At 65.1% G+C, this 24834-nt stretch carries 21 protein-coding genes; 13 read left to right on the plus strand and 8 right to left on the minus strand.

What is annotated here, in order from left to right; all coding sequences use genetic code 11:
- Positions 1-167: 167 nt before the first annotated feature.
- Both NQV15_RS00570 and NQV15_RS18155 read right to left on the minus strand, forming a co-directional pair.
- Positions 168-1034, minus strand: a complete 867-nt coding sequence (locus NQV15_RS00570; protein ID WP_232402768.1) for a glycosyltransferase family 2 protein — start codon at positions 1032-1034, stop codon at positions 168-170.
- Positions 1031-1981: a glycosyltransferase gene (locus NQV15_RS18155; protein WP_369413862.1), complete on the minus strand. Its 951-nt coding sequence runs from the start codon at positions 1979-1981 to the stop codon at positions 1031-1033. The genes NQV15_RS00570 and NQV15_RS18155 overlap by 4 nt, the downstream gene beginning before the upstream one ends.
- 457 nt (positions 1982-2438) lie before the next feature.
- On the opposite strand from NQV15_RS18155, the gene NQV15_RS00575 reads away from it, so the two are divergent.
- The 6 genes from NQV15_RS00575 (at position 2439) to NQV15_RS18160 (ending at position 8851) form a co-directional block, all read left to right on the plus strand.
- Positions 2439-3872: a lipopolysaccharide biosynthesis protein gene (locus NQV15_RS00575; RefSeq protein WP_232402770.1), complete on the plus strand. Its 1434-nt coding sequence runs from the start codon at positions 2439-2441 to the stop codon at positions 3870-3872.
- Position 3873: 1 nt separating this feature from the next.
- Positions 3874-4866 (plus strand): glycosyltransferase, encoded by a 993-nt coding sequence (locus NQV15_RS00580; RefSeq protein WP_232402779.1) that lies wholly within the window; start codon positions 3874-3876, stop codon positions 4864-4866.
- Positions 4863-5693, plus strand: coding sequence for a polysaccharide pyruvyl transferase family protein (locus tag NQV15_RS00585; protein WP_232402781.1), 831 nt, complete (start codon positions 4863-4865; stop codon positions 5691-5693). Before NQV15_RS00580 ends, NQV15_RS00585 begins: the two co-directional genes overlap by 4 nt.
- 68 nt (positions 5694-5761) lie before the next feature.
- Positions 5762-7048, plus strand: coding sequence for an O-antigen ligase family protein (locus tag NQV15_RS00590; protein ID WP_232402792.1), 1287 nt, complete (start codon positions 5762-5764; stop codon positions 7046-7048).
- A gap of 365 nt (positions 7049-7413) precedes the next feature.
- Positions 7414-7668, plus strand: coding sequence for a DapH/DapD/GlmU-related protein (locus NQV15_RS00595; RefSeq protein ID WP_304523592.1), 255 nt, complete (start codon positions 7414-7416; stop codon positions 7666-7668).
- Between the two features lies 1 nt (position 7669).
- Positions 7670-8851, plus strand: coding sequence for a glycosyltransferase family 4 protein (locus tag NQV15_RS18160; protein WP_369413863.1), 1182 nt, complete (start codon positions 7670-7672; stop codon positions 8849-8851).
- Positions 8852-8942: 91 nt separating this feature from the next.
- Here NQV15_RS18160 and NQV15_RS00600 read toward each other — a convergent pair whose 3' ends face one another.
- Entirely contained in the window at positions 8943-10439 is a 1497-nt protein-coding gene (locus NQV15_RS00600; RefSeq protein WP_232402794.1) for a sugar transferase, read from the minus strand.
- A 412-nt stretch (positions 10440-10851) separates the two neighbouring features.
- On the opposite strand from NQV15_RS00600, the gene NQV15_RS00605 reads away from it, so the two are divergent.
- Complete coding sequence (locus NQV15_RS00605; RefSeq protein ID WP_257125074.1) at positions 10852-12024, plus strand: nucleotide sugar dehydrogenase; 1173 nt, start codon at positions 10852-10854, stop codon at positions 12022-12024.
- Between the two features lie 76 nt (positions 12025-12100).
- Here the strand turns inward: NQV15_RS00605 and NQV15_RS00610 are convergent, their stop codons facing one another.
- From NQV15_RS00610 to NQV15_RS00620, 3 genes are all read right to left on the minus strand, one after another.
- Positions 12101-12292, minus strand: coding sequence for a hypothetical protein (locus NQV15_RS00610; protein ID WP_232402796.1), 192 nt, complete (start codon positions 12290-12292; stop codon positions 12101-12103).
- A gap of 119 nt (positions 12293-12411) precedes the next feature.
- Positions 12412-12567, minus strand: a complete 156-nt coding sequence (locus NQV15_RS00615; protein ID WP_232402797.1) for a hypothetical protein — start codon at positions 12565-12567, stop codon at positions 12412-12414.
- Positions 12568-13030: 463 nt separating this feature from the next.
- On the minus strand, positions 13031-13195 hold the full coding sequence (locus tag NQV15_RS00620; protein WP_232402799.1) for a hypothetical protein: 165 nt from the start codon (positions 13193-13195) through the stop codon (positions 13031-13033).
- Between the two features lie 121 nt (positions 13196-13316).
- Between NQV15_RS00620 and NQV15_RS00625 the strand changes: the two genes are divergently transcribed.
- From NQV15_RS00625 to NQV15_RS00640, 4 genes are all read left to right on the plus strand, one after another.
- Complete coding sequence (locus tag NQV15_RS00625) at positions 13317-14156, plus strand: MBL fold metallo-hydrolase (protein WP_232402801.1); 840 nt, start codon at positions 13317-13319, stop codon at positions 14154-14156.
- A 227-nt stretch (positions 14157-14383) separates the two neighbouring features.
- Positions 14384-15814: an MFS transporter gene (locus tag NQV15_RS00630; protein WP_232402802.1), complete on the plus strand. Its 1431-nt coding sequence runs from the start codon at positions 14384-14386 to the stop codon at positions 15812-15814.
- Positions 15811-17262 carry an MFS transporter gene (locus NQV15_RS00635; RefSeq protein ID WP_232402804.1) on the plus strand — a complete coding sequence of 484 codons (1452 nt, stop codon included), beginning with the start codon at positions 15811-15813 and terminating at the stop codon, positions 17260-17262. Before NQV15_RS00630 ends, NQV15_RS00635 begins: the two co-directional genes overlap by 4 nt.
- A 77-nt stretch (positions 17263-17339) precedes the next feature.
- A complete protein-coding gene (locus NQV15_RS00640) occupies positions 17340-18599 on the plus strand; it encodes an HNH endonuclease (RefSeq protein WP_232402806.1) in 1260 nt (419 codons plus the stop codon).
- Positions 18600-18635: 36 nt separating this feature from the next.
- Here the strand turns inward: NQV15_RS00640 and NQV15_RS00645 are convergent, their stop codons facing one another.
- The gene (locus tag NQV15_RS00645; RefSeq protein WP_232402807.1) at positions 18636-19994 is read right to left on the minus strand and encodes a CDP-glycerol glycerophosphotransferase family protein; all 1359 of its coding nucleotides are present in this window, start codon (positions 19992-19994) and stop codon (positions 18636-18638) included.
- A 90-nt stretch (positions 19995-20084) separates the two neighbouring features.
- Between NQV15_RS00645 and NQV15_RS00650 the strand changes: the two genes are divergently transcribed.
- Positions 20085-21104, plus strand: coding sequence for an LLM class flavin-dependent oxidoreductase (locus NQV15_RS00650; protein WP_232402809.1), 1020 nt, complete (start codon positions 20085-20087; stop codon positions 21102-21104).
- A 3-nt stretch (positions 21105-21107) separates the two neighbouring features.
- Here NQV15_RS00650 and NQV15_RS00655 read toward each other — a convergent pair whose 3' ends face one another.
- Positions 21108-21560 carry a C40 family peptidase gene (locus NQV15_RS00655; RefSeq protein WP_304523590.1) on the minus strand — a complete coding sequence of 151 codons (453 nt, stop codon included), beginning with the start codon at positions 21558-21560 and terminating at the stop codon, positions 21108-21110.
- A 404-nt stretch (positions 21561-21964) separates the two neighbouring features.
- On the opposite strand from NQV15_RS00655, the gene ppc reads away from it, so the two are divergent.
- The gene (gene ppc, locus NQV15_RS00660; RefSeq protein WP_232402811.1) at positions 21965-24790 is read left to right on the plus strand and encodes a phosphoenolpyruvate carboxylase; all 2826 of its coding nucleotides are present in this window, start codon (positions 21965-21967) and stop codon (positions 24788-24790) included.
- Positions 24791-24834 lie beyond the last annotated feature (44 nt).

Here is a 24834-nt window from a genome sequence, read left to right on the forward strand (position 1 = left end):
CGGGGTCGTCCCGCCAACTGAGGATCTGAAGGTGCTGGAGCTCCCCCGATCGCCGGAGTAACTCATAGCCGTCGCGCATCCCGGGAGCGGGGGCGCTGCGTGAGTCGTTGGCAAGTACCAAGAGTTTCAATAGGGCTCCTATTTGTGGGAAAGCGGGCTAACTGCGCCTATTGAGAATCTCGGACAGGGATGGCAAGCGCCCTTGCCACGTGGTACGAGTGCATCACAATGAGTTGCACGGGCCATGACAATCCGCCGTGACGTCGGAGGTAGGCGGCCTTTTGGCCGAAGGGGAGACCTTTCTTGGATCGCAGTCGGCGAAGCCGCTCGCGGCGGGATGCGTGGCGGTCTAGATGCGTCCCGTTGTTGCCGTTCCGGGGCGTCTCGCCCAGAAACCCGGGCGCCAGCATCACGAGATAGCCAGCATGAGCCGCGCGCATTGAGAAGTCATAGTCACCGAAACGGTGCGTGAAGCGTCTGTCCAGTCCAGAAAGCTCTATGATCGCCTGTCTAGGAATGAGAACTAAATTGCCGTTGGTGGCGTCTACTGACGTGTCCTCATCAGAGGGATCTACCGTCACCAGTCGCATCAGGCCCAATCGAGTCTTTCGGCGCGCTCCCGAGTACGAGGTCAGTCGGTGCTGGTGGGGCCAAGACATCGCCCCGGTTGCTATGGTGCGGTTGACTCCATGCCTGACGCTGGTCTCGACCAAGCGCGAAACGGCGTCAGACGCGAGGGACGCGTCATCATTCACCCAGAGAAGATGCGTGAAGTTCGTCTGCAGGGCGGCGGCCTCCGCGATTTTCATGGCGCCTCCCCAGTATTGGTCACCGTCGGCGCGAATGACTTGGACGTCGGGGTACTCGGCTTCTATGCGCCCTGGTGTGCCGTCGGTGGAAGCGTCGTCAACAACAATGATGCGAGAGCCCGGATACCGGCTGAGTTGATCGGCCAATTCGCGAATGCAGTTGAGGGTGGTCTCGGCACGATTTCGAACGGCGAGAGTTGCGGCAATCGAGATGTTCTGGTTCATGAATCGCGGCCCTTCTTGAACATCGTCTTACGGTTGGCGGCAATCCCGAAGACCGATTGGGCCGACCTCCGGGGAATGAGGCCGACGAGTCCCAATGCGATTGATGGAAGGCTAGGGAGTTGGCGGTTGATACACGTACGGCGGACGACAGCCCAGACTCCCGCCATCGATCGTGCCTGCAGCGCATACCGCAAGCCTTGAGCTATCAGAAAGTCAGCCCGGCTACGGCGGGACCACCGCGCAGACGAAGCGTCGTACCAAGCGAGAGATGCCCGCCAGTCGGCGTTGGCAGAGATTGATGCCTCCGTGCCCATGGTCTTCTGCACCAGCACTTCCGGGAGATGAACAAACCGCCTGTTTGGAACTTGGTCGAACTTAACGAGCCAGTCCCAGTCCTGGTGGCGGCTGAGTTTTGGATCCCACCGGACGAGTTCACGTGCGGTGGTCGCGTCCACTAGTAGCGTCGACGTTGGGATCCCATTCCGGCGAACAGTGGGGCCGCGACGTACAAATAGATAGTCAGAAATTGACTCATCTACCCTGCATCTGCGTGCAGGCGTCGCAATGTTGGACATTGCCGGGTCAGTACTTTCCCGGAGCCTGCATCCGACGGCGGTGGGCCGCTCCGGGTGCTGCTGCGCTGCCGTCAACTGCAGCCGCAACTTGTCCGCCGCCCAGGAGTCGTCGTCGTCAAGGAACGCGACCCACTCGGCGTCACATGAGTCAACTCCGAGTTGGCGCGCTGCGCCCCCACCTCGTCCACCCCCAGTCCACAAAGTCGTGTCTGCCATCTTTGCCAGAGCGCCGGATGGCGGTTCCGGGGTATCGAAGACCGCAATCACTTGGACGTGATTCGCTGGGAGAGTCTGATCTCGCACGGACTGGATGGACTCTCGCAATGACGGGCGGCCCACGGTCGGGATTACTACAGCGATTCTATCGTTCAAAGCATCTCACTGGATCCTTTACCGTATGTCGCGCCGTGAGGTCGGTAATGAACTGCGGCCATCTAACTCGCAATGACGTCCGCAAACAACCACATCGTTGCACAGCCTTTAACTTGACTGACGTCGTCTGCCGGTGAGGCCTGCCACTTCACGCTCGTGAAGTGGTGTTCAGCACGTCGGCGGTTGCTTGACGCCGTCGGTGATAACGTCTCGGAGTGCGTTATGCAAAATGCACCCTTTGGCCTGAACTGCCGTGCACTACACAATGCCAATGGCAGATGGGAGTCGCGTCGTGTCGGATGACAGAGGGGTGTTCTTCCGGTGGTCATTGGGGCTCCGCGGTCTGGATCGAGGGTACGGAAGATGACCGTTGTCGACTAACCGGCGGGGAGTGAACGGAGCAGGTGGGGCGCTGCCTAGCTCCCCAGCGTCGAGCCGCCAGATTTCGCGCGGTGCCATGGCGATGCTGTCCGGGCAGTTCGGGCGATTCGCGCTCCAGTTTTTTGGCACGATCCTCCTGGCTCGGATTCTGGCGCCGACAGACTATGGCCTTATTGCGATCGTCTTGGTGATGATCGGCTTGGGCGAGGTAGTTCGAGACTTCGGCCTATCGCTGGCAGCCATTCAGTCCACGACCTTGAATGAAAGGGAACGCGACAACCTATTCTGGGCCAACTCCTTTGTCGGGTTCTCGCTAACGGCGTTGGCTATGGCTTCTGCTCCGTGGTTTGCGCAAGCTTTCGGCGACGAGCGAATCGCAAATATCGTATACGTGCTTGCCTGGACCTTCGCGATTAACGGTATGGCGGCACAGTACAGAGCCGGGTTGAATCGCTCGCTCAAGTATGGCCGGCTCGCCTTAGTGGACACACTCGGTCAAGCTGCGGGACTAATTGCCGGCCTCGCGCTCGCGTTTGCTGGAGCAGGGTACTGGGCGCTTGCGGTTCAACAGATAACACAGGCCGTGGCGTCCCTCGTCGTGGGAGTGGGATTCGGTCGTTGGCGGCCCAAACGGTACGACCGGGCGACGTCGATCTCCCGTTTTCTGCGATTCGGCTGGCCACTTGTCGTGACGCAATTGATCGGTTTCGCAAGCAGGAACACCGATTCCGTAATCATCGCGCAACGGTTCGGACCCGCCGCATTGGGGATCTATAGCCGCGCGTTTCAGCTGCTGATGCTGCCTCTCAACCAAATAAATGCGCCGTCTACCCAAGTTGCGCTGCCAGTTCTGGCTCGTTTACAAACTGATCGAGCTACGTTCAATCGTTATCTGCTTCGCGGACAAGCGGTGATGACTCTTTTTGTGTGTGTTCTGTTTGTCTTTCTCAGTTTCCACGCGGACTTGGTGGTTGCAGTGCTGTTCGGTCCGAAATGGCACGCGAGCGCCGGCATATTTGCGATCTTGGCTTTCGCCGGTTGCTTTCAGGTAGTCAGTTACGCGACGTACTGGGCCTTTCTAGCGCTGGGGGCCACGCGGTCCAATCTAGTTTTCTCGATTGTCAGTCGATCTATCGTGATTGCGATGGTGATAGGCGGCTCGCAATGGGGCATAGAAGGTGTGGCGTATGGATATGCGCTCGCCCTCGTGGTGACGTGGCCGCTGGGTCTCTGGTGGATCTCGCGATTCCTGAAGTGCCCGGGAGTGTCGATGCTGCGCAATGGCGTCCGTTCGTTAGTTTCGGCGTTGATACTGGCCGCGCCCTCGCGGTTCGCCGAGTTCGCACTGCCGGATCAGCCGCCTCTACTCGTCCTCGCCCTCGCGGGGGCCCTGCTGCTGGTCACTGGCGGTGTCATGACGCTGGTGTGGCCACGATTCAGAAAGGACATCAACGATTTCAAAAGATTCGTGCTTTCATCGGTTGAGAAGAAAAAGAACAAGACGATCTGACGTGGGATATCCAGGTCGGTTGCGGGTGTTGCATTTCCCGGGGTTGGAAACCCCTTTGCTCAATCCGTTCATCGAGCTCCTGCTGTCTGAAACGAGCAGGGAGGTCGACATCGTCCCTTTCACCTGGAGGTCCGCCTTTGTTGGAAGGTACGACATCGCGCACTGGCACTGGCCGGAGTATTTCGGCGCTGCCCGGACCCGAAAAGGTCGGATCTTCTATCTCGCGGTTGTAGCTCTGTTCGCTGCACGGCTCACTGCAGGTCGGGTGAAGGTCGTTCGGACGGTGCACAACGTGGAGCCTCACTCGGGCAATGACTCCCTCTTGGAGCGGTTAAGCCTACGAGTAATCACTAGTCGTGAAACTCACCGCGTGTATCTCACTGGATATGGCACACCCGCGCCGGGCACTTCTGTAATAAAGCACTGCTCATATCCCGTACCGATAGAAGGGCAACGACAGAACCCGACTGGTGTACTCGGTTTCTTCGGATCGGTGCTCCCCTACAAGGGCGTAGAACGCCTTCTCCGGGTCTTCATCACTGAAGTGGGGAACAAGGATTTAAGGCTGGCAATTGCTGGCCAGGCGCCGGATCCGGACTACAGGCGACTGCTAACTGAGCTCGGTCAAGCCGACTTTCGCGTGGCGACGGTGTTGCGGAAGCTGACGGAGGAAGAACTGACAGAAGCCATCCGTAACTGGGACCTGGTGGTGCTGCCGTACGAGAAGATGTACAACTCGGGCGCAGCCATGCTCGCGCTCTCCCATGGACGACCGATCCTAGTCCCCGACACCCCGAGCATGCGCGAGCTTCGCGACGACGCAGGGGCGGACTGGGTGATCACCTATCCGTCGCTAACAGGAGAAGTCATAACGGACGCGGCCGCGCGCGCTCACGAGCTCGCAAATAATGAAACCCGTCCGGACCTGTCCGGGCGTAGCCCTGCCGTGATGGGCAGGCAGTATCTGGATCTCTACCGGGATCTAGTCTCATGATCGAACGTGGGTACGCCTCATCGCTTTCGCGCATTCGCGGCGTCGATGTAGTGCATTGGAACCCAAAGTATCGGTTAGCCGTCCGGGGGCGCACACTCGCGAACCTTCCCTGGCGCGCGAACAACTTCGGGGATCTGTTGGGGCCGCTTATCGTCGATAAATTGTTGGACCGCCAACTAACTGCTGACATGAGCTCCCGACCGACGCGAGTGACTACTGTCGGCTCGATACTGCACTTCGCGCAGCAAGGCGATACGGTCTGGGGCACCGGCGTCAACGGCAAAGTGGATTCCACACGCCATCGCTTCACGTCGCTCGATGTACGCGCCGTCCGAGGACCCCGGACTGCCCATTTTCTGGAACAACGTGGCCTGCCTGTAGACGTGCCGTATGGTGACCCGGCACTTCTGTTGCCGGATCTCTTCCCGGACCTCAGACATATATCCGAAACCAAGTTGTACAAACAAACGGTCGTGCCGAACCTCAATGATTTGCCCCTGTTCAGGGGCCATCCCGATCTGCTGGACCCGCGGTCGCCGGTGATGACGTGTTTGCGGCGGATAGTGCAGAGTGAGTTTGTAGTTGGCAGTTCCCTACATGCAATGATTGTTTCGGAAGCATTTGGAATTGACTTCGTTCTTCTGGATAGTCGTTCTGAGAGCCCCTTTAAGTTCCATGATTATGCTGAAGGAACCAACAGGCGATTGACTCCGCGCGCTGCCGACCTAGCGTCCGCCCCAAGCGCTCCTCGGATGGAACCTCTCGATTACGCGTCGACACCTCTTCTGAATTCGTTTCCATACGATCTGTGGGGACCCGCGGAGTGAACACAGGTCTGCTCACGTTGGCTGTCACGGTTGCTGCAGTCGCGTCGTGCAGCAAGTACCGCCGAGTAATGCTCTTGTTGTCGGTGCTGGCGATGATATTCATCGCCCCTCGGTACGTGTTGACATTCGGTGTGCCGACTCCGGTTCTTCACACGGGAGTAGGCCCGGGAAACATTAGGGTTTACAACTACGAGATAGTCGTCGCCGCTGCGCTCGCGGTCGGCTGGAAGCGGTCGCCGCGCCTAGCTGAACCTGCCTTCTGGCCGTTTCTCGTCGTTCTGGCCTTTCTCGCGATCACGGTTTGGGATAGATCCCCGCTCGTAACCGCGGGCGTTCTTCATTTCGCCTTTGCTTGCCTTGCGTACACCGTGGGACGACGCATGGCGCGGAAAGAGCTGCGAACGGATGAAACCCGACTTCTCCTCAGGGGTATAGCGGCGATCCTCGTGTTCGAATTGTTGGCGGGCGGGCTGGCGCTATACGGATTTCAGCTTCCTCTGGTTGGCGAGTCCGATAATCAAGCAGTAGTAGGAAGGCTCGCAGGCACGACCTCCCATCCAAACACCCTCGGGAAGTACGTAGCGCTGATAAGTGTTCTCGCGTTACCCCTTACCAGGTCGCTCGACAGAGAGACCCGACGGATTGCGTGGTGTGTCCTGGTCATGGCGTTGGTAGTGGCGGCTTTAACTGGCGGCCGGGCGGTGCTGGTGGGACTAGGCCTCGCGCTCGTTCTATGGACGCTTCTATACCGAAGCGCCGGCGCTCCAGAGATGCCCCGTCTGGTCAAGTTGGTACTACTCGGAGCCATGGTGGCGCCGTTTGCCGCCGCCACCCTTGGCCGGTTTGGTGAAGACCCAGAGGGCGGCTCGAGACCGCTCCTGCTCGAGGTGTTCTGGGAAAACATAGGAGCGTTTCTCGTATGGGGAGCCGGGCCAAACACTTACGTCGAGACTCTGAGCAATTTCAGCGTGATCACGGCCGTGCGGCAACTCCCGGTCCATAACGCGGTGCTGCTGTCGCTGGCCGAGTTCGGTGTAGTCTGCTGGGCTCTATTCTGGATGCCGATCCTCGCCGTCTACCTGCGCGCGGTGATGAGGGTTACCACGGGCCGTGGAGACGGCTCCGGTCACGCCTTGGCCCTCGCGGCGAGCTTTCCCATGATACTGCTGCTCACTCTTACGGGATGGGGAATGGTCGCTGGCCCGGGACTTACAATGTGGCTGCTAATTCTCGGGTTTATGAGCGAGAAGGGTCGAGTGGGTGATGCGCATCTGGACGCGCCAGGGCTGCCCCTCGCCGAGCGCTCGCAACGCGATAGTGACCTCCAGTTTGACGAATCCGAACGACCTACCTAGGAGCCCCATTGTTGAGAGAGAAGGGTGTGCGGCGGCTTTACTTCCGTGCGCTTACAGAACTTCAATCCCCAGCCTATTCTGCCTACTTGCGTTTACGGGGGTTCGAAATCGGTCCCGATTGCAGGTTTCAAGGCCTGCCGTACGTCTTGGGATCTGAAGGCGGACTGATTAGCTTGGGCTCGCGTGTCTCAGTGGTGTCGACCGCTGCGGGAGCACCCCTTTCAGTTCCTTGCCGGAGCGCGTTCAGGCTTATGGCGCCTGGGGCGCGGATCGTCGTCGGTGAGGACTCGGGAGTCACCGGAACGGTGATTAGTAGCCGTATGGCCGTGGAGATCGGTGCGCGCGTTCTCGTCGGATCGGGCTGCATGATTTCCGACAGTGACTGGCACCCGCTTGATAGGATCCCTCGACGATACGCCCCGGCCCCTAGCCCGGTGGAATCCGACACAATCAGGATTGCTGACGACGTCTTCCTTGGCGCCAGGAGCATTATCCTGAAAGGCGTGACGATCGGCGAGGGTACGGTTGTTGGCAGCGGGAGCGTCGTCACGAGATCATTGCCGCCGCACGTGGTCGCCGCCGGCTCTCCGGCGCGGGTCGTGCGGGAACTACGAGTCTGATATGCACATCGCTGTAGTTGGGCCAGTCAACGTCGCGAGTTTGGCACCGCTGCTGAGCGGCGAGGACCGTCGACTGGCTCTGGCACAGCCCTCGGACAACGGCTCCGCTCCCGGCCGCATCGTAACTGCCCTACATGAGCGGGGCCACGAGGTCTCCGTGGTGACCCATCGTCGAGGCCTCGAGCCACTCGTACTGAATGGCGACCGTTTGTCGGTGCATCGTGTAGCGTCCCGCTCTAACAGGGCTGCTCAAATCGGTTCGCGTTGGGCAAGTGAACGCTCCGCAATGGCCGAGAAAATCGTCCAACTGTCCCCGGACGTGACGCATTCACAATGGACTTATGAGGCCGCACTGGCTTGCTTGGATTCCGGGCTGCCTCACGTCGCGACTGTGCGTGACGCACCATTGACGGTGATCCGTTTCGATCCGCGTCCCACGCGTGTCGTTCGCGCAAGCATGGCTTACGAGTTTCGGTTGCGGTCCAGGAACTCGCTACTGACTGCCCCCTCGCCCTATATGGCTCGGATGTGGCGGAGGCAGATGCTTGATGCTCGGCAGGTAGCGGTTGTGCCGAACCCTGTCCCGAATATTCTCCATGGACCATTCGAACGGAAGTCTGACTTTCCGTTGCTAGTCGAGGTTGCTGACGAGGGGCGTCGGAAGAACGTGAGAGGCCTTCTCGCGGCCTTTGTGTTGGTACGTGCGCAACTACCGACTGCGCAGCTGGTACTCATTGGTGACGGGTTGGACATTTCCGGCGAGACCCAACGCTGGGCGGCTGCGCAGGGACTCGCTAGTGGGGTGCAGTTTCTGGGTAAGGTCCCAAGCGATGAAGTGCACCAGTGGCTGGCGCGGGCATGGCTGCATGTCCACGCAGCTTTCGAAGAGTCGTTCGGAAACACCTTGGTGGAGGCGTTCGCTTGCGGCACCGCGGTGCTGGGCGGCCATCGGAGCGCTGCGGTGCCATGGGTCCTCGCCGACGGGGAGGCGGGAGTGCTCGCAAACGTCGCGAGCCCACAGGATCTTGCCTCTGCGATCGTCCGTGTAGTTCAAGATAGAGAGCTCCTACGCCGGTTAGGAATGGCGGGGCGACTGCGGGCAGAAAACGAGTTCAGCCCTAGTTCCGTCGCTGCTAAGTACGAGAGCGTCTACAGGTCTGCGTTGGAACAGAAACGCAGTTGAGGCTTGGGTTTGGCGCAGATCAATGCACCTCTAACCAGCACAGATAAGGCATCCAGCCATGGACCCGTCCTGTGCGTAGCAGGTGCGAAACTTAGTAGGCACCGCTCGTCTTCAGGACGGCACTCAGTGTTCGCCAGAGAATCACGACGTCGGCTGTTAGCGACCAGTTCTCCACGTAATAAGTGTCGAGTCTGATCGAGTCTTCCCAAGACAGGTCCGATCTGCCCGAAACCTGCCAGAGTCCCGTCATGCCGGGTCGAACAGCAAGTCGCCGCAGGGCTCGATCATCGTAAAGCTCGACCTCAGCCGCCACCTGAGGCCGGGGGCCGACGACGCTCATGTCGCCGCGAAGCACATTAAGCAGCTGGGGTAGCTCATCGATTGAATACCGGCGCAGAAAGGCACCCACCTTCGTGATGCGCGGGTCGTTCTTCACTTTGAACAGTGGGGTATCCGACGTGCCTTGGGCCGCAATTAGTTTCGCAAGTTCGTCGTCTGCGCCGACGCGCATCGAGCGGAACTTGAGCATGTCGAAAGGCTCGCCGTGAAGGCCGATCCGCCGCTGACGGTAGAAGATGGGCCCCTCGCTGGTGAATTTGACCGCCGCAGCCGCCGCAAGAAGGAGGGGCGAGAATGCCAAGACTGCGAAGAACGCAAAGGTGCGGTCAAACGCCGCTTTCGGCCACTCGCCGGCTTCGGCATATTGCGGTTCTTCGAGGTGGATGAGCGGCATGCCTTCAACGGCTCGAACGTGGATTCGGGAGCCGGAGAAGTCCATCACGTTGGGTGACACCATGAGATCGATGTCCACGCCTTCGAGTTGCCAGGTGAGGTCCCGCAAGCCGTGATGTCCCAGGTGATGGGTGTCGCTGACGATAACTGTGTCCGCTTCAGCAATCTGGAGCGCATCGAACAGGTTGCGGTCATTGCCCAGCACCGGAATGAACTGGTTTGGGACGTCGAGCCACTCATTGTGGTTGGTCTCGGCGTCAGGCACCCACACACCCGTGACACGTAAACCCGAGGCGCGGTGACGGTTGAACCACAGCGCCATCTCCTGACCGGAGCGTGTGCCGCCGACGACGAGGACGTTTGAAAGATGTTGCCCTTGGCGCCGGTGGTGGCGTATCCACATTCGCCATCCCTTGCGGCCGATAAGAAGACCAGCCAGGCCGAGAGGAAACGCAATCGCGAGATAGCCGCGCGACATGTCCCACTTGAACATCAACGAAAGAATCGCGACCCACCCGAACATCAGGAAGGTGGCGCGCGCTACGCGGCGGTATTCATCGGGACCGTGGCCGATGATCCGTATGTCGCGAGTCTGCAGGAAATGCAATGTCGCCCACCAGGAGGCGACGATGACAACTCCGAGAGCACTGTAAGACAAATCAAAGGGGCCTTTGGCGAGCGCGTCCGTATCGATGCCGAAGTGCCAAATCTGTGCAAACCCCGTTGTCGCGGCGAGCACCAAGAGATCGGTGATCAGCAGCCCACGGCGATACCGGGCCTGATTGGCCCGACGGCCGATCGTGTGGGCTTCGTTGGCGGGTCGAACGCCGACGTCTGGCTCCTGGATCTGATCCACCGTGCTGGTCTCCTTCGGTGGTCGATCGCGGTCCGTAAAGTAAGAAATGACGGCACCCCCCGGGCCTAGCCAGATCAACCGGCCCTTGCAATCTTATGTCCGGCAGCGGTCGGCGCGGTCGTTATTTTTCGGTTTGTGAGACAGGGGGACAGGTTCAGTTCACAATGCATTTGTGTGCTGCGCGTTGTATTACCGTGAATTGCGGCACTAGTTACCACCCCCGCCGCCAAACCGTGACTTAGGTCACAATTCGCCGCTGAAAACGTTTGATTGCGTTGGTCGCGCGACCTTAAGGCGCTGGTACGTGGTTGAGCGGCCTCGAAGCGTGTTGAACGAGCCCGCGACGGCGACTCGGTGTGCCGTTCTGCTGATTGCCGGGAGGCGGTCTCGACCCACGCAATAGGCTGGGGCCGTGACCACCAAGATCGCTGTTGTCGGGCTCGGGTACGTCGGGCTGTCCATTGCCGTGCTGCTGTCGCAGCACAACGACGTCGTCGGGCTCGAGATCGATGCTGAGAAGCTTCGCCTGCTCGAAGCCGGCCAGAGTCCCATCCAGGATGTCGAGATCGAGAAGTTCTTGGCCCGTGGAGACCTGCGGCTGAGCTTCACCGACGACCCGGCGACCGCGTACGCCGACGCCGAGTACGTTGTCATCGCGACGCCGACGGACTACGACGCGGAGACCAACTACTTCAACACCCGCACGGTCGAGAGCGTCATCGGCGACGTCGCGAAGATGGCGCCGGATGCGACCATGGTCATCAAGTCGACCATCCCGGTCGGGTACGTCCTGGACGTGCGCAAGCGGCTCGGCACTGAGAACGTCATCTTCTCGCCGGAGTTCCTGCGCGAGGGCAAGGCGCTCTACGACAACCTGCACCCGTCCCGCATTGTCGTGGGCGAGCAGAGCGACCGTGCGCAGCGCTTCGCCGACCTGCTCATGGAGGGTGCGGTCACCAAGGACTGCCCGGTGCTGCTGACCGAGCCCACCGAGGCCGAGGCAATCAAGCTGTTCGCCAACACCTACCTGGCCATGCGCGTGGCGTACTTCAACGAGCTCGACTCCTTCGCCATCAGCCACGGCCTGTCGACCCGCCAGATCATCGACGGGGTCGGCCTCGACCCGCGTATCGGCACCCACTACAACAACCCGTCCTTCGGCTACGGCGGCTACTGCCTGCCCAAGGACACCAAGCAGCTGTTGGCCAACTACCAAGACGTCCCGCAGGTGCTGATCAGCGCGATCGTGGACGCCAACCGCACCCGCAAGGACTTCATCGCCGAGGACATCCTCCGACGTGGCCCGAAGGTCGTTGGCATCCACCGGCTGATCATGAAGTCAGGCTCGGACAACTTCCGCGCCAGCAGCGTCCAGGGCATCATGAAGCGGCTCAAGGCCAAGGGCGTCGAGGTCGTCCTCTACGAGCCTGAGCTGGACGAGGACGAGTTCTTCCACTCCAAGGTCATCCGCGACCTCGACGAGTTCAAGAAGATGTCCGACGTGATCGTCGCCAACCGCCTGGTCGACGAGCTCGAGGACGTGCGCGACCGCGTCTACACGCGCGACCTGTTCGGCTCCGACTAGGGCTCAACTGTGCTGGGGTCGGTGCGGGCACGCTGACCCGTACTTCATCCTGCACCGCAGCCGCCGGCGGACGCGTCTAAGCGAGCGCGTGATCGGCATGGTTCGCACGGGTGGGTTGGGCGCTGGGCTCATCGGGCTGGGCCAGGTCGGCGGGAGGCTTCGCCGCGAGGGAGCGGCGGTGTGAGCGCTCGTCGATGATGAACATGACGATGACGCTGGTTCCGCTCAATCCCCAGATCGCGGCGACCACTAAGAGGAGTTTGGTCATGCCGCCGACGTTAGGTCAGCTTTGGTGCCCCGTAGGTAAATTGCGTGTTGCAACTGTCCCGATAACGGCCTGAAATTGCAGGGACGTTCGTCCGGGCCGCAGGTCCGGGACGCGGCAGTTCAAGCGAGCGCGTGAGGCCCGCGCGCCGGGTGCCCGGCGTGCGGTTGCGGCGGGACGGAGCGGCGGTGCGCTCGCTCGTCGATGGCGAACATGACGATGACGATGGCGCCGCTGACTCCCCAGAGCGCGGCGAGCATGAACAGGAGCTCCCTCATGTCGCTGACGTTAAACGTCGGCGATGACACTCACGTGAACTCACTGTTGCGCTCGCGGCAACGACGAGCGGGTCAGCGAGACATCCGCCTGGTCGCTGAGCTCAGCGGTGCGCGGGGCGGTGAGGGCAGGCCGTGCCGTACTTCAGCTTGCAGCGGATGCGACGCTGAATCTGCTTAAGCGTGTGCATGCGCGCGCTGCCGTGAGGGCGACGCGCGCGGGGCGCGGGCGCCGGCCATGGCGGGTACCGCGACGGGAGCCGGCTTGGGTGCGGGGGACTGGCGGCGGTGGGCACGCTCGTCGAGCGTGAACATGACGGTGACAGCGGCGCCACTGACGCCCCAGACGGCCGCTACGGCCCACAAGATCTCATTCATCGCGTATATGATTTTAGGTTCAACAACATGCCCGGCGGAATGGTCCGGCCGGGCTAGATTCCGTGGGCTGACGGACTAGTCAGGTGGGTCAGCGGTTCTTGACCGCTGTCAGCCGTCCGGGCCCGCGGCCCTCCGAGTCCTTGCTGGGGGTGGCCTGCTCGGGGCTCGGCTTCATGTTGAACGCTGCCCTGATCTCGGCCTGTGCGTCCTCGAGCTCCTTGATGAGGCGCGCCTTGTCTCCCTCGAATGACATGGTCGAAGCATAGTTCGAAACAGGGCCTCCGGGCCATCGGACCGGGCGGGTCGTCGCCAGTGGCCGGGATTTCACCTGTCATTACAGTGCGCGGCGAGGCCAGGGAGGGCAGGATGCGGGGATGCGCGTCCACCACCTGAGCTGCGGAACCTTCGCGCCACCGCTGATGCCCCCGGTCGTCTGCCACGTCCTGCTGTGCGAGGCCGGTGACGGGCTCGTGCTGGTCGACACCGGACTGGGGCTGCACGACTACGCCGAGCCGAAGCGGCGGATGGGCCCGACCCGTCACCTGCTCAGGCCTGTCTCGGACGGCTCGTCGACCGCGCTGCGACAGATCGAGGCGCTCGGACACACGGCCGCGGACGTCACGCACATCGTGCTGACCCACCTGGACTTCGACCACATCGGCGGGCTGTCGGACTTTCCGCACGCGACGGTCCACACCACCGCCGACGAGCACGCGGCGGCGATCACGTCGCCGGACTTCTTGGACAAGCGCCGCTACCGTCCGGCGCAGTGGTCGCACGGCCCGCAGTGGCAGCTGCACGGTGGACGCGGTGACGTGTGGCGCGAAGGGCTCACCGCGCACGAGGTGCTGCCCGGCATCACCCTCGTCCCGATGCCGGGGCATTCGCGGGGGCACGCGGCGGTGGCGGTCGTTTCGACAGGCTCAACGGGCGGTTCGGCAACGGGCGGTTCGGCAACGGGTGAGCTGTTGGTGCATGCGGGGGACGCGGTGTTCGACGCGGCGTCGTATGCGGACGCCTCCCCATCCGGCCGGCCGCTGGCGAAGATCGGGCCGCTGCGGGCCTTCGAGCAGATCGTCGGTCGCGACCGAGCCGCCATCCGGCGAAATCACGCCACCTTGCGGGCGCTCAACGACACCGATGGCGTCACGGTGCTGCCGGCGCACGACCAGCGCATCCTCGATGACCTGATGGGACAGGTGGCCGGCGGCTGATCGAGCGGCGGGAGCGGGGTTGTCGGTCAGCGTGGGTCGGGGTCCCTTTCGACAGGCTCAAGGGGCGGCCTTTCGACAGGCTCAAGGGGCCTGGGTGTGAGGTGAGGCACGGAAGGTCGAGGAATAAGGGCAGAAATAATATGGTTGCAGCAAGCAATCGCTGTGTGCTCGCTGAACTTTCGAAAGTCTTCTCTGTGCCCTCCTCCACACGTCGCACCCACTACTGGGTGACGTTCGCAGTCCTCGCTGTCTCGGTCGCGTCCTACACGCTGATGCAGTCCCTCACCGTGCCGGTGCTGTCCGAGATCGAGATCGTCTTCGACACCGACCAGAACACCGCCACCTGGGTGCTGACCGCCTACCTGCTGTCGGCCTCGATCTTCACCCCCATCATGGGTCGCCTCGGCGACACCTTCGGCAAGCAGCGGATGCTCGTCATCTCGCTCGCCGCCTTGTCGGCCGGGTCGCTGGTCGCCGCGCTCGCGCCGAGCATCGGCGTGCTGATCCTGGCCCGCATCGTGCAGGGCATGGGCGGCGGCGTGCTGCCGCTGGCCTTCGGCATCATCCGTGACGAGTTCCCCCGCCACAAGATCGGTGGCGCCGTCAGCGTCATCTCCTCGCTGCTGGCCGTCGGCTTCGGCACCGGCATCGTGCTCGCCGGCCCGCTCACGTCCAGCCTCGGCTTCCGCTGGCTGTTCTGGCTGCCGTTCATCGTGACCGCCATCGCGGCGGTCGTCGCGGTGCTGGTCGTGCCCGAGTCGCCCGTCCGCACCCCCGGACGCATCTCGATCCTGCCCGCCCTCCTGCTGTCGGGCTGGCTCGTCGCCCTCCTGGTCGGCCTGAGCGAGGCGCCCAAGTGGGGCTGGGGCTCGCCGCGGATCATCGGCCTGCTGGTGCTGGCCGCCATCATCCTGGCCGTCTGGATCCGCGTCGAGACGCGCGTCGCCACCCCGCTGATCGACATGAAGATGATGCGCCTGCCCGGCGTCTGGACCACCAACCTGGTCGCCCTGCTCGTGGGCGTCGGCATGTACGCGTCGTTCGGCTTCCTGCCCCAGTTCAACCAGACGCCCAGCTCGAGCGGATACGGCTTCGGCTCCTCGATCACCGAGTCCGGCCTGATGCTGCTGCCGGGCGCGGTCGTGACCTTCCTGGTCGGCCTCATCGCGGCGCCCGTCGCCAGCCGAATCGGCGCCAAGACCGTCGTCGTGTTCGGCTCGGCACTCGGCGGTGTCGGCATGTTCCTGCTGGCGGCATTCCACGACGAGAAGTGGCAGGTCATTGGCTCGAACATCGTCACCAGCGCCGGCATCGGTCTGGCCTTCGCCTGCCTCGCCGGCCTCATCGTCGCAGCCGTCACCCCGGAGCAGACCGGTGTGGCCAGCGGCATGAACGCCAACATCCGCACGATCGGCGGATCGATCGGCACCGCGGTCATGGGCAGCATCGTCACCGCGCACTTCCTGCCCGACGGGTTCCCGAAGGAGATCGGCTACACCGCCGGCTTCGCGGTGCTGGGCGGCGCGCTGCTCGCGGCGGCCGTCGCAGGTCTTGCCATCCCGACCGTCTCGCCCGAGGAGCTCGAGGAGCGTCTCGAGATGGACCCGGCGGACGGTCCGGTCGTCCGCGACGACGAGCTGTCGGCCGCCCGCACGTGACGCCCGCAGCCCAGGACGCCGATACGTCCCACCGCGCCCACCCCCGCATCACGATCGTGGTGCTGGCGGTGGGCGTCGGTGCGTTCGGGCTGCTGCAGTCGCTGATCGTCCCGGTGCTGTCGCAGGTGCGCGACCGCTTCGACACCGACCAGGCGACCGTCACCTGGGTGCTGACCGCGTACCTGCTGTCGGCGGCCGTCGCCACGCCCCTGCTGGGCCGCATCGGCGACGCCGTCGGCAAGCAGCGGATGCTCGTGGTGACGCTGTCGCTGCTGGCGATCGGCTCGGCGATGGCCGCGCTGGCCCCCAGCATCGAGTGGATGATCGTGGCCCGGGTCGTGCAGGGCCTCGGGGGTGGCGTGCTGCCGCTGGCATTCGGCGTCATCCGCGACGAGGTGTCGCAGGAGCGGTCCGGGACCGCGGTCGGGCTGCTGGCCTCGCTGGTCTCGGCCGCCTTCGGCATCGGGATCGTCCTGGCCGGGCCGATCGTGGAGATCCTCGGCTACACCTGGCTCTTCTGGCTGCCCGCGATCGCCACGGCCCTGGCCGCACTGGCCACGGTGCTGTTCATCCCGGAGTCGCCCGTCCGGACGCCCGGACGCATCAGCGTCCTGCCCGCGGTGCTGCTGTCGGGCTGGCTGGTGGCGCTGCTGCTCGCGATCAGCGAGGGCAATGACCGCGGCTGGACGTCGCCGACGATCCTGGGCCTGTTCGCCGCCGCGGTCGTGCTGGCGGCGACGTGGATCTGGTCGGAGCGGCACGCGGCCGTCCCCGTGATCGACCTGGACCTGATGCGGGTGCGCGGGGTGTGGACCGCCAACGCCGTCGCGTTCGTCGCCGGCTTCGGCACCTTCGCATCGCTGGCCTTTCTGCCCCAGCTGCTGCAGACGCCGGTGGAGTCGGGCTATGGCTTCGGCGACACGATCTCCCAGTCGGGCTGGGTACTGCTGCCGTCGTCGGCGACGGCCTTCGTGATGGGCTTCGTCGCCCCGCGCCTGGTGCGCCGGCTGACCGCCCGGGTCGTCATCTGCGCCGGGGCCATCTCCAACGTCCTGGCCTTCGGTGGCATCGCGCTGTTCCACGACCACACCTGGCAGCTGTGCCTGCTGATGGCGCTGCAGGGGCTCGGCATCGGCTGCGTCGTGTCGAGCGTCGCCGGGGTCGTGCTCAGCTCGGTGCCGCGGCACCAGACCGGGGTGGCGAGCGGCATGAACGCCAACATCCGGCTGATCGGCGGCTCGATCGGCTCGGCCGTGGTCGGCGGCATCATCACGGCGCGTACCGGGGCGGGTGGGTACCCGCTCGAGGTCGGCTATCGCGACGGGTTCCTGGTGCTGTCGGTCGCTGCCGTCCTCGCCGCCGGGGCCGCGTTGCTGATTCCGCGGGTGCCGGGCTGGGCTGCGGCCCGTGCCGCCGACGAGCCGGCTGTGGACCCGCTGCGGGCCTGAAGCGCGCTCGGTTTTCGCTGCAAAGACAGGACTTTGGTCCCATTCTATTCGAACATGTGTTCGAATAGAATGGCGGCATGGACCCAGCCCCCACCATTGACGCGATGCGGACCGCCGCGCGGTCGTTGCGGGTCGGGGATGCGCGCGAGCGTGCGGTGGCGATCCAGAAGGCGCAGGACGCGCTGGACGCCGCGAAGGCGGTCGCGCTGGCCGAGCTGGAGGCGTCCAGGGACTTCGAGATCGATGGAGCGTCGACGCTGAACGCCTGGGTGCGCACGCAGTTGCGGATGAACGCCGGTCAGGCGACCGCGTTGGTGCGCAGCGTTGGCGCGCTGCGCGACTTGTCGCTGGTGGCTGAGGCGGCCGTGACCGGGCAGATCAGCGCGGCGCATGTTCGGGTCTTCGTGTACGGGCTGGCTCACGTCGGGCTCGACCTGATGCGTCAGCACGAAGAACTTTTCGTCCAGGTTGCCCGTGAGCATGAGCCGGGTGAGCTGTTCGAGGCCGTGAAACATCTCAAGGACCGCACGCATCCGGACGATCTGGATGATGCGTGGGAGAAGGGCATGGACAAGCAGGACTTCCAGGTCAACGCACTCCCCGATGGCTGGCACGTGACCGGGTTCTTGAACACCGTGACCGGGGCGAAGTTGAAGAAGGTCCTGGATTCCATCTCCGCGCCGCATGATGCTGAGGACACCCGTTCTGGGTCCGAGCGCCGGGTGCAAGGGTTGGACGATCTGCTCTCGAGCATCCTCGGCAGCGGGCAGCTGCCGTCCGACAAGGGTTTGAAGCCGCACGTGTCGGTGTTCGCTGACGCCGAGACCGTTGCCGCGGCGGCTGAGCGGGTGCGTCAGCAGACCGAGGAGCCGTATCTGCGGCCCGACCCGATGCCCGCAACGGAGCCCGCCACCTTGGCCGGTCACGGGGCGATCGGGCCGAACCTGCTGATGTACTTCATGTGCACCAGCGAGGTCACCGCCTTTCTGATGAAGACCGACGGCGGCGAACGACAGGCCCAGGTTCTCAACGCCGGCACCGCGAAGTACCAGCCCAATCTGAAGCAGCGGCGGTCCGTCATCGCCCGCCAGGGCGGGGTGTGCGCCACCCCCGGATGCAACCACACCCACCTGGAGATCCATCACGTCGTGTGGTGGTCGCTCGGCGGTCGCACCGACGTCGACCAGCTCATCGGGTTGTGCGTCAGGTGCCACCACCTGCTGCATCGCGGCAGGTTGCACATCGAGGGCAACGCCGTCGACGGATTCACCTTCACCAACCGAGCCGGGCGGCCCATCCGCCGCCGACGACGAACCGGCTACCGCCAAGCCGCCTGACCCCACCGTCCGGCGGCCCACCGGCACGTCCGGGACCTAGGAGCCGAGCTCCTCGACCAGCTCGATGAACCGGCGGGCAGGCTGGGCGCGGTCGGGCCCGCCGAGGTAGTAGTCGGCGTACTGGCCGCGGACGGCGGCGAGCGGATCCTTGCCGAGCGCGGCGTCCAGGGCGGCATCCAGGTGGGTCAGGTCGCGGTCGATGACGTACGCGGCGCGGGCGGTCGGGTGGGCGGCCCGGAAGGCGTCCGGATCGGTGAACTGTGCGGCGTACATGACCAGCGGCTTGGTGCTGGCCATGAAGTCCACGACGATGCCGGAGATGTCCGAGACCATGGCGTCAACGTCGTTGAACGCCTCGATGAGCGGCCGCTCCATCGCCTCGACGCCCCACCAGTGAGGGCGCTTGGTGCGCTCGTAGTCGGCCAACAGCATCTCGTTGACGCGGGCGATCATCGCCTCGGCCTCCGCGTGGTTCTGGCCCGCGAAGTGGCGGCGGAAGTGCACGGTGCAGCCGCGGTCGAGCAGGGCCTGCACGATCTGGTCGGCGACCGCGAGCGACGAGACGTTGAGTGAGTCGTCGGCGTGCCGCCACGTGGGGGCATACAGGACGGTCGGCTGCTGTGGCATCCGCTTGGCTCCGGTGCGGATGCCCTCGGTCTGCGGACGTCCGATGACGCGGATCTTCTCGGCCGGTACGTCGAGTCCCGCCGCGGAGAAGCGATCGATCGCGGCCTGGCCGGCCACTGCGACGATGTCGTACCGCAGCACCCGCTCGGAGGCGCTGAGCGGCTTGTCGCTGTCGCCGTGGCCGAGGAACACGTGGGTGGCGGGCGAACCGTTGATGAACTCGACATTCGACTCGGCGCCGTGGGAGTAGAACGCGCCCGTCACGCTCGCGGGGATGGCGCCCTGCACGATCGGCGTGCCGGGATACATCGCAGCGAGCTGGTCGAACAGTGCTGGCGTCCGGGCCACGATGACCCACGGGATGCCCGTGCGCTCGATCCACGGTGACCACATGCCGATGTGGATGCCGACCTTGCCGGCGTACGGCATCGCGATCCGCGGCTCGAAGGCGTCTGCAGCGGCGCGGACCTCGTCGCATCCACTCGCGTACCGCCGAAAGATCGCCGTGATCATGCCCAGCACCGCCAGACCGAGGAAGGCCGCCGCGACTGCGAACGCGGGCGCGAACAGCATGCAGCCGACCGTCAGGACGGTCGCGACGGCGGCGGCGATGGCCCACACCCGGAAGCGGAACGGGGGCGTCTGTCGAACCCACACCGGCTGGCCAGGAATGTTCGCGACCAGCGGCGGGCGCGCGACGGCGCCGGAGCGGGCGAGGGGGGCCGTGGCCAGGCCGAGGACCAGGACGACGGCCGACACGATGAGCACGCAGCGACACTATCCGCTCGCCCGAATGTCCGGCGCGACGCTCATGGGTGCCGCGGGAACACCCCGGCGACGAAAGTGGTTGAATGTTGTATGACTAATGTCGGCTTCTTGTCCTTCGGTCACTACCAGCCCGTTCCGGGGTCGCAGACCCGCACGGCCAGTGACGTCCTGCTGCAGTCGATCGACCTGGCCGTGGCGGTCGAGGAGCTGGGCCTGGACGGTGCCTACTTCCGGGTGCACCACTTCGCCCGGCAGCTGGCGTCCCCGTTCCCGCTGCTCGCAGCGGTCGGCGCGCGCACGAGCCGCATCGAGATCGGCACCGGCGTCATCGACATGCGGTACGAGAACCCGTTGTACATGGCCGAGGACGCCGCCGCGGCCGATCTGATCAGTGGCGGCAGGCTGCAGCTCGGCATCAGCCGGGGATCACCGGAGACGGCGGTCCGCGGCTACGAGTCGTTCGGGCACGTGCCGCCGGAGGGGATGTCGGACGCCGACATGGCCCGTGCGCACACCGAGCTGTTCCGCGCGGCGATCGCCGGGGCCGGTGTCGTGGACTCCGATCCACGGATGACCGGGCGTTCCGTCCGACTGCCCGTGATGCCGCAGGCACCCGGTCTGTCCGACCGCATCTGGTGGGGCTCCGGCACCCGCGCGACGGCCGAGTGGACCGCGCAGCAGGGCATGAACCTGATGAGCTCGACGCTGCTGACCGAGGACACCGGTGTGCCCTTCGACGAGCTGCAGCTCGAGCAGATCCAGCTGTTCCGCGCCGCGTGGGCGGAGGCCGGCTGGGAGCGGACGCCGAAAGTCTCGGTCAGCCGCAGCGTCATCCCCGTCCTGGACGCGCAGGATCGCGCCTGGTTCGGTGATCGTTCCGGCGACGACCAGGTCGGGCACCTGGACGGCGGCTTGGCCCGGTTCGGCAAGTCGTACGTCGGCGAGCCCGACGTGCTGGCCGCCGAGCTCGCCGAGGACGTCGCCGTCCAGGCGGCCGACTCGGTACTGCTGACCGTGCCCAACCAGCTCGGCGTCGAGTACAACGTCCGCCTGCTGTCGGCGCTGGCCGAGCACGTCCTGCCGGCTATCGGCTGGAAGCCCCGCAGCTAGGGATCAGAGCCGGCGAACCTTGTAGCCGCTGGTCCAGATCCGCTCCTTCTTCACGGGCTGGCCCGGACGGCTCGCGTGCCAGATCTTGTTCTTGCCCGCGTAGATCCCGACGTGGTAGCCGCGGCCACCGCGGGTGAACACGATCAGGTCGCCGCGGTGCTTCCTGGACTTCTTGACCGCCTTGCCCGCGCGGCCCTGGGCGTCCGCGACCCGGGGGAGCTTCTTCTTCAGGGCCTTCTTGTAGACGTACTGGGTGTAGCCGGAGCAGTCGAAGCCCCGGGTCGAGGTTCCGCCCCACCGGTAGGGGGTGCCCTTGAGCGAGGCGGCCTTCTTGATGACCTTGTCCTTCTTGGCCGTGCTCAAGGCGGACGCGGAAGTGGACGTGGTGCCGATGACCAGTGCAGACATCAGGACAGCGGCAAGCAGGGCGAAGATCGCCCTCTGGATGGTGCGCATGATTTTCCTCGGCGCCTACGAGATGGAGTCTGTCGGACCTGAGGTGGTGGCCCCGAGCGCATTGCGCGAGAAGTGACTGTCCCGTTCCGCTCCTGCTGATCGATGTGACGCATCCGGGAGCGGACTCGGCTCGGGTGCGTTGGGCTTCCATGACACGAAGCCGCGGCAATCCTAGGCAGGCAATCGACTCTTCGGTAACGAGATGTCGGACCTGTCCGGGGAGACAGATTGACGGGAATCGCAGGGCGCAACCGGCTGGTGACGCGGCTTCGCAGCACTGGTCCGGCACATCCGGCCCGGAATACCAGCAATTCCGCCGTACCTGCGGGACGCAGTGGATGCCACGATCCCCATGCCCCCGCGCAGAGAGCGACATCACAGGCAATGTCCGACAAAATGACGGCGTGACCCCACCCTCACCCTTGACCACCGAGCAGATCCTGGCCTCGGACCGCAGGCAGCCCGATCCGGCCTCGTTCGGTGGTGGTCTGTCGTCCGATGCCGAGCACGCCGCGCTGCGGGCGTCCGTGCGGCAGCTGACGACGCTGCTCGGGGAGGCGTTGACCCGCCACGAGGGACCCGAGCTGCTGGAGCTGGTCGAGCAGGTGCGGCGGCTGGCGCGGCAGCCCGACGACGAGGACCTGCGGCGGGTGCTCGCCGCCGTCGACCCGGCCACGGCGGTCGTGCTGGCGCGCGCGTTCACGGCGTACTTCCAGCTGGTCAACACCACCGAGCAGCTGCACCGCTGGCAGGAGCTCACCGCCGGCACCGAGGGGCCACTGGCCGCGACGGTCGGACGCATCGGCACAGCGCTGGAGTCCGGAGACCTGAGCCGCGAGCTGCTGGACGAGGTCCTGGAGCGGCTGGAGTACCGGCCCGTGTTCACGGCGCACCCCACGGAGGCCAGCCGCCGCAGCGTCCTGCGCCTGCTGCGCAAGATCGCCGAGACGGTCCGGGCAGCGGAGGACCCGCGGCGTCCCGCCTCGCAGGTGCCTGCGGACGAGCGCCGCCTCGCCGAGCTGGTCGACCTGCTGTGGCAGACCGATGAGCTGCGGGTGGTCCGGCCGGAGCCGGCCGATGAGGCGCGCACCGCGGTCTACTACCTGCGCTCGATCGCAGGGGAGGTCGTCCCCGAGCTGCTGGCCGAGCTCGACCGGCAGCTGGCGCGCATCGACGTGACGCTGCCGGCCACGGCGCGGCCGCTGCGGTTCGGCACGTGGGCCGGCGGTGACCGCGACGGCAATCCCAACGTGACGCCCGCCGTGACCCTGGACGTCCTGCACCTGCAGCACACCTCGGGCCTGGCCGAGCTGATCGAGATGGTCGACGAGGTGCTCACCGAGATGACCGCCTCCACGCGCATCGTGACGGCGACCGACGAGCTGCGAGAGAGCATCGCCGCCGACGCGGAGGCGCTGCCGATCACGTGGGAGTCGGTGCGCCGGCTCAACGCCGAGGAGCCGTACCGGCTCAAGCTCAGCTTCGTCCGCGTGCGGCTTCTGCGCACCCGCGACCGGCTGGTCCACGGCACGCCGCACGAGCCGGGCCGCGACTACCGGGGCTTCGACGAGCTGGTGCGCGACCTGACCCTGGTGCGCGACTCGATGCTGGCCGCCGGTGATGATCTGACCGGCGACGGCGCGATCCTGCGACTCATCCGCACCGCCGTGACCTTCGGTGCCGGGCTGGCCACGATGGACGTCCGCGAGCACAGCGCGAAGCATCATGCCGCCCTGGCCGAGCTGTACGGCCGGATCGGTGAGATCGACTACGCCTCGCTCGAACGTCCCGAGCGCATCGCGGTGCTGGCCCAGGAGATGGCGTCGAGCCGTCCACTGACCGGCGTCGGCGCGGCTGGGATGGGCGAGGCCGCCACGGCGTCGCTGGGCCTGCTGGAGGTCATCCGGGAGGCGCTGGACGCCTACGGGCCGGAGGTCATCGAGACCTACATCGTGTCGATGACCCACGACGTCGACGACCTGTTCGCGGTCGTGGTGCTGGCGCGCGAGGTGGGGCTGGTGGACGTGGTGGCCGACGAGACGGTCGCGCGCATCGGCTTCGCGCCGCTGTTCGAGACCGTCGCCGAGCTGGAGTCCGCCGGCCCGTTGCTCGACGCGCTGCTGAGCGATCCGTCGTACCGGCGCATCGTCGCGGCGCGCGGCGACGTGCAGGAGATCATGCTGGGCTACTCCGACTCGTCCAAAGACGCCGGCATCGCGGCGTCCCAGTGGCAGGTGCACCGCGCCCAGCGCCAGCTGCGGGACGTCGCCCGTGCGCACGGGGTCGTGCTGCGGCTGTTCCACGGTCGCGGCGGGTCGACCGGGCGCGGCGGCGGGCCGACCGCCGAGGCGATCATGTCCCAGCCGTACGGCAGCCTCGACGGGCCCATCAAGATCACCGAGCAGGGCGAGGTCATCTCCGACAAGTACTCGCTGCCGGGGCTCGGCCGCCAGAACCTCGAGGGTGCGCTGGCCGCGGTGCTCGAGGCCTCCGTGCTGCACCGCACCTCATTGCTGGGCCCCGACGTGCTCGACGGCTGGAACGCCACGATGGACCTGGTCGCCGAGCAGGGCAAGCAGGCCTACCGCTCGCTGGTCGGGGACGAACAGCTGGTGCCGTTCTTCGTCGCCGCGACACCGGTCGACGAGCTGGGCAAGATGAACATCGGCTCGCGGCCGGCGAAGCGTCCCGGCGGCGCGGGCGGGCTGGACGACCTGCGGGCCATCCCGTGGGTGTTCGGCTGGACGCAGTCGCGGATGGTGCTGCCGGGCTGGTTCGGCGTCGGCTCGGGCCTGAAGGCGGCCTTCGACGACGGTCGCGGCGAGACGCTGCAGGAGATGTACGGGTCGTGGGCGTTCTTCCGCACCTTCGTGTCCAACGTCCAGATGACGCTGACCAAGACCGATCTGGACATCGCCGCGGCGTACGTCCAGGAGCTGGTGCCGGACGCGTCCAAGGGCGTCTTCGACGTCATCCGGCGGGAGCACGAGCTCACCTTGGAGCAGGTGCTGCGCGTGACCGGCGAGCCGTCGTTGCTGGAGTCGGCGCCAGTTCTGCGCCGGACGCTCGAGCTGCGCGACTCCTACCTCGCCCCGCTGCACGCGCTGCAGGTGTCGCTCCTGCGCTCGGTGCGCGCGACGCCGGACGGGCAGGACGTCGACCAGGATCTGCAACGCGCCCTGCTGCTGACGATCAACGGCATCTCCGCCGGGCTGCGCAACACCGGATAGCGGTGACGAGAGAATCTGGTCCTGTCTGAACCGTTGCTGACGGA

This window comes from Aeromicrobium wangtongii (genome assembly GCF_024584515.1).
Lineage (GTDB): Bacteria > Actinomycetota > Actinomycetes > Propionibacteriales > Nocardioidaceae > Aeromicrobium > Aeromicrobium wangtongii.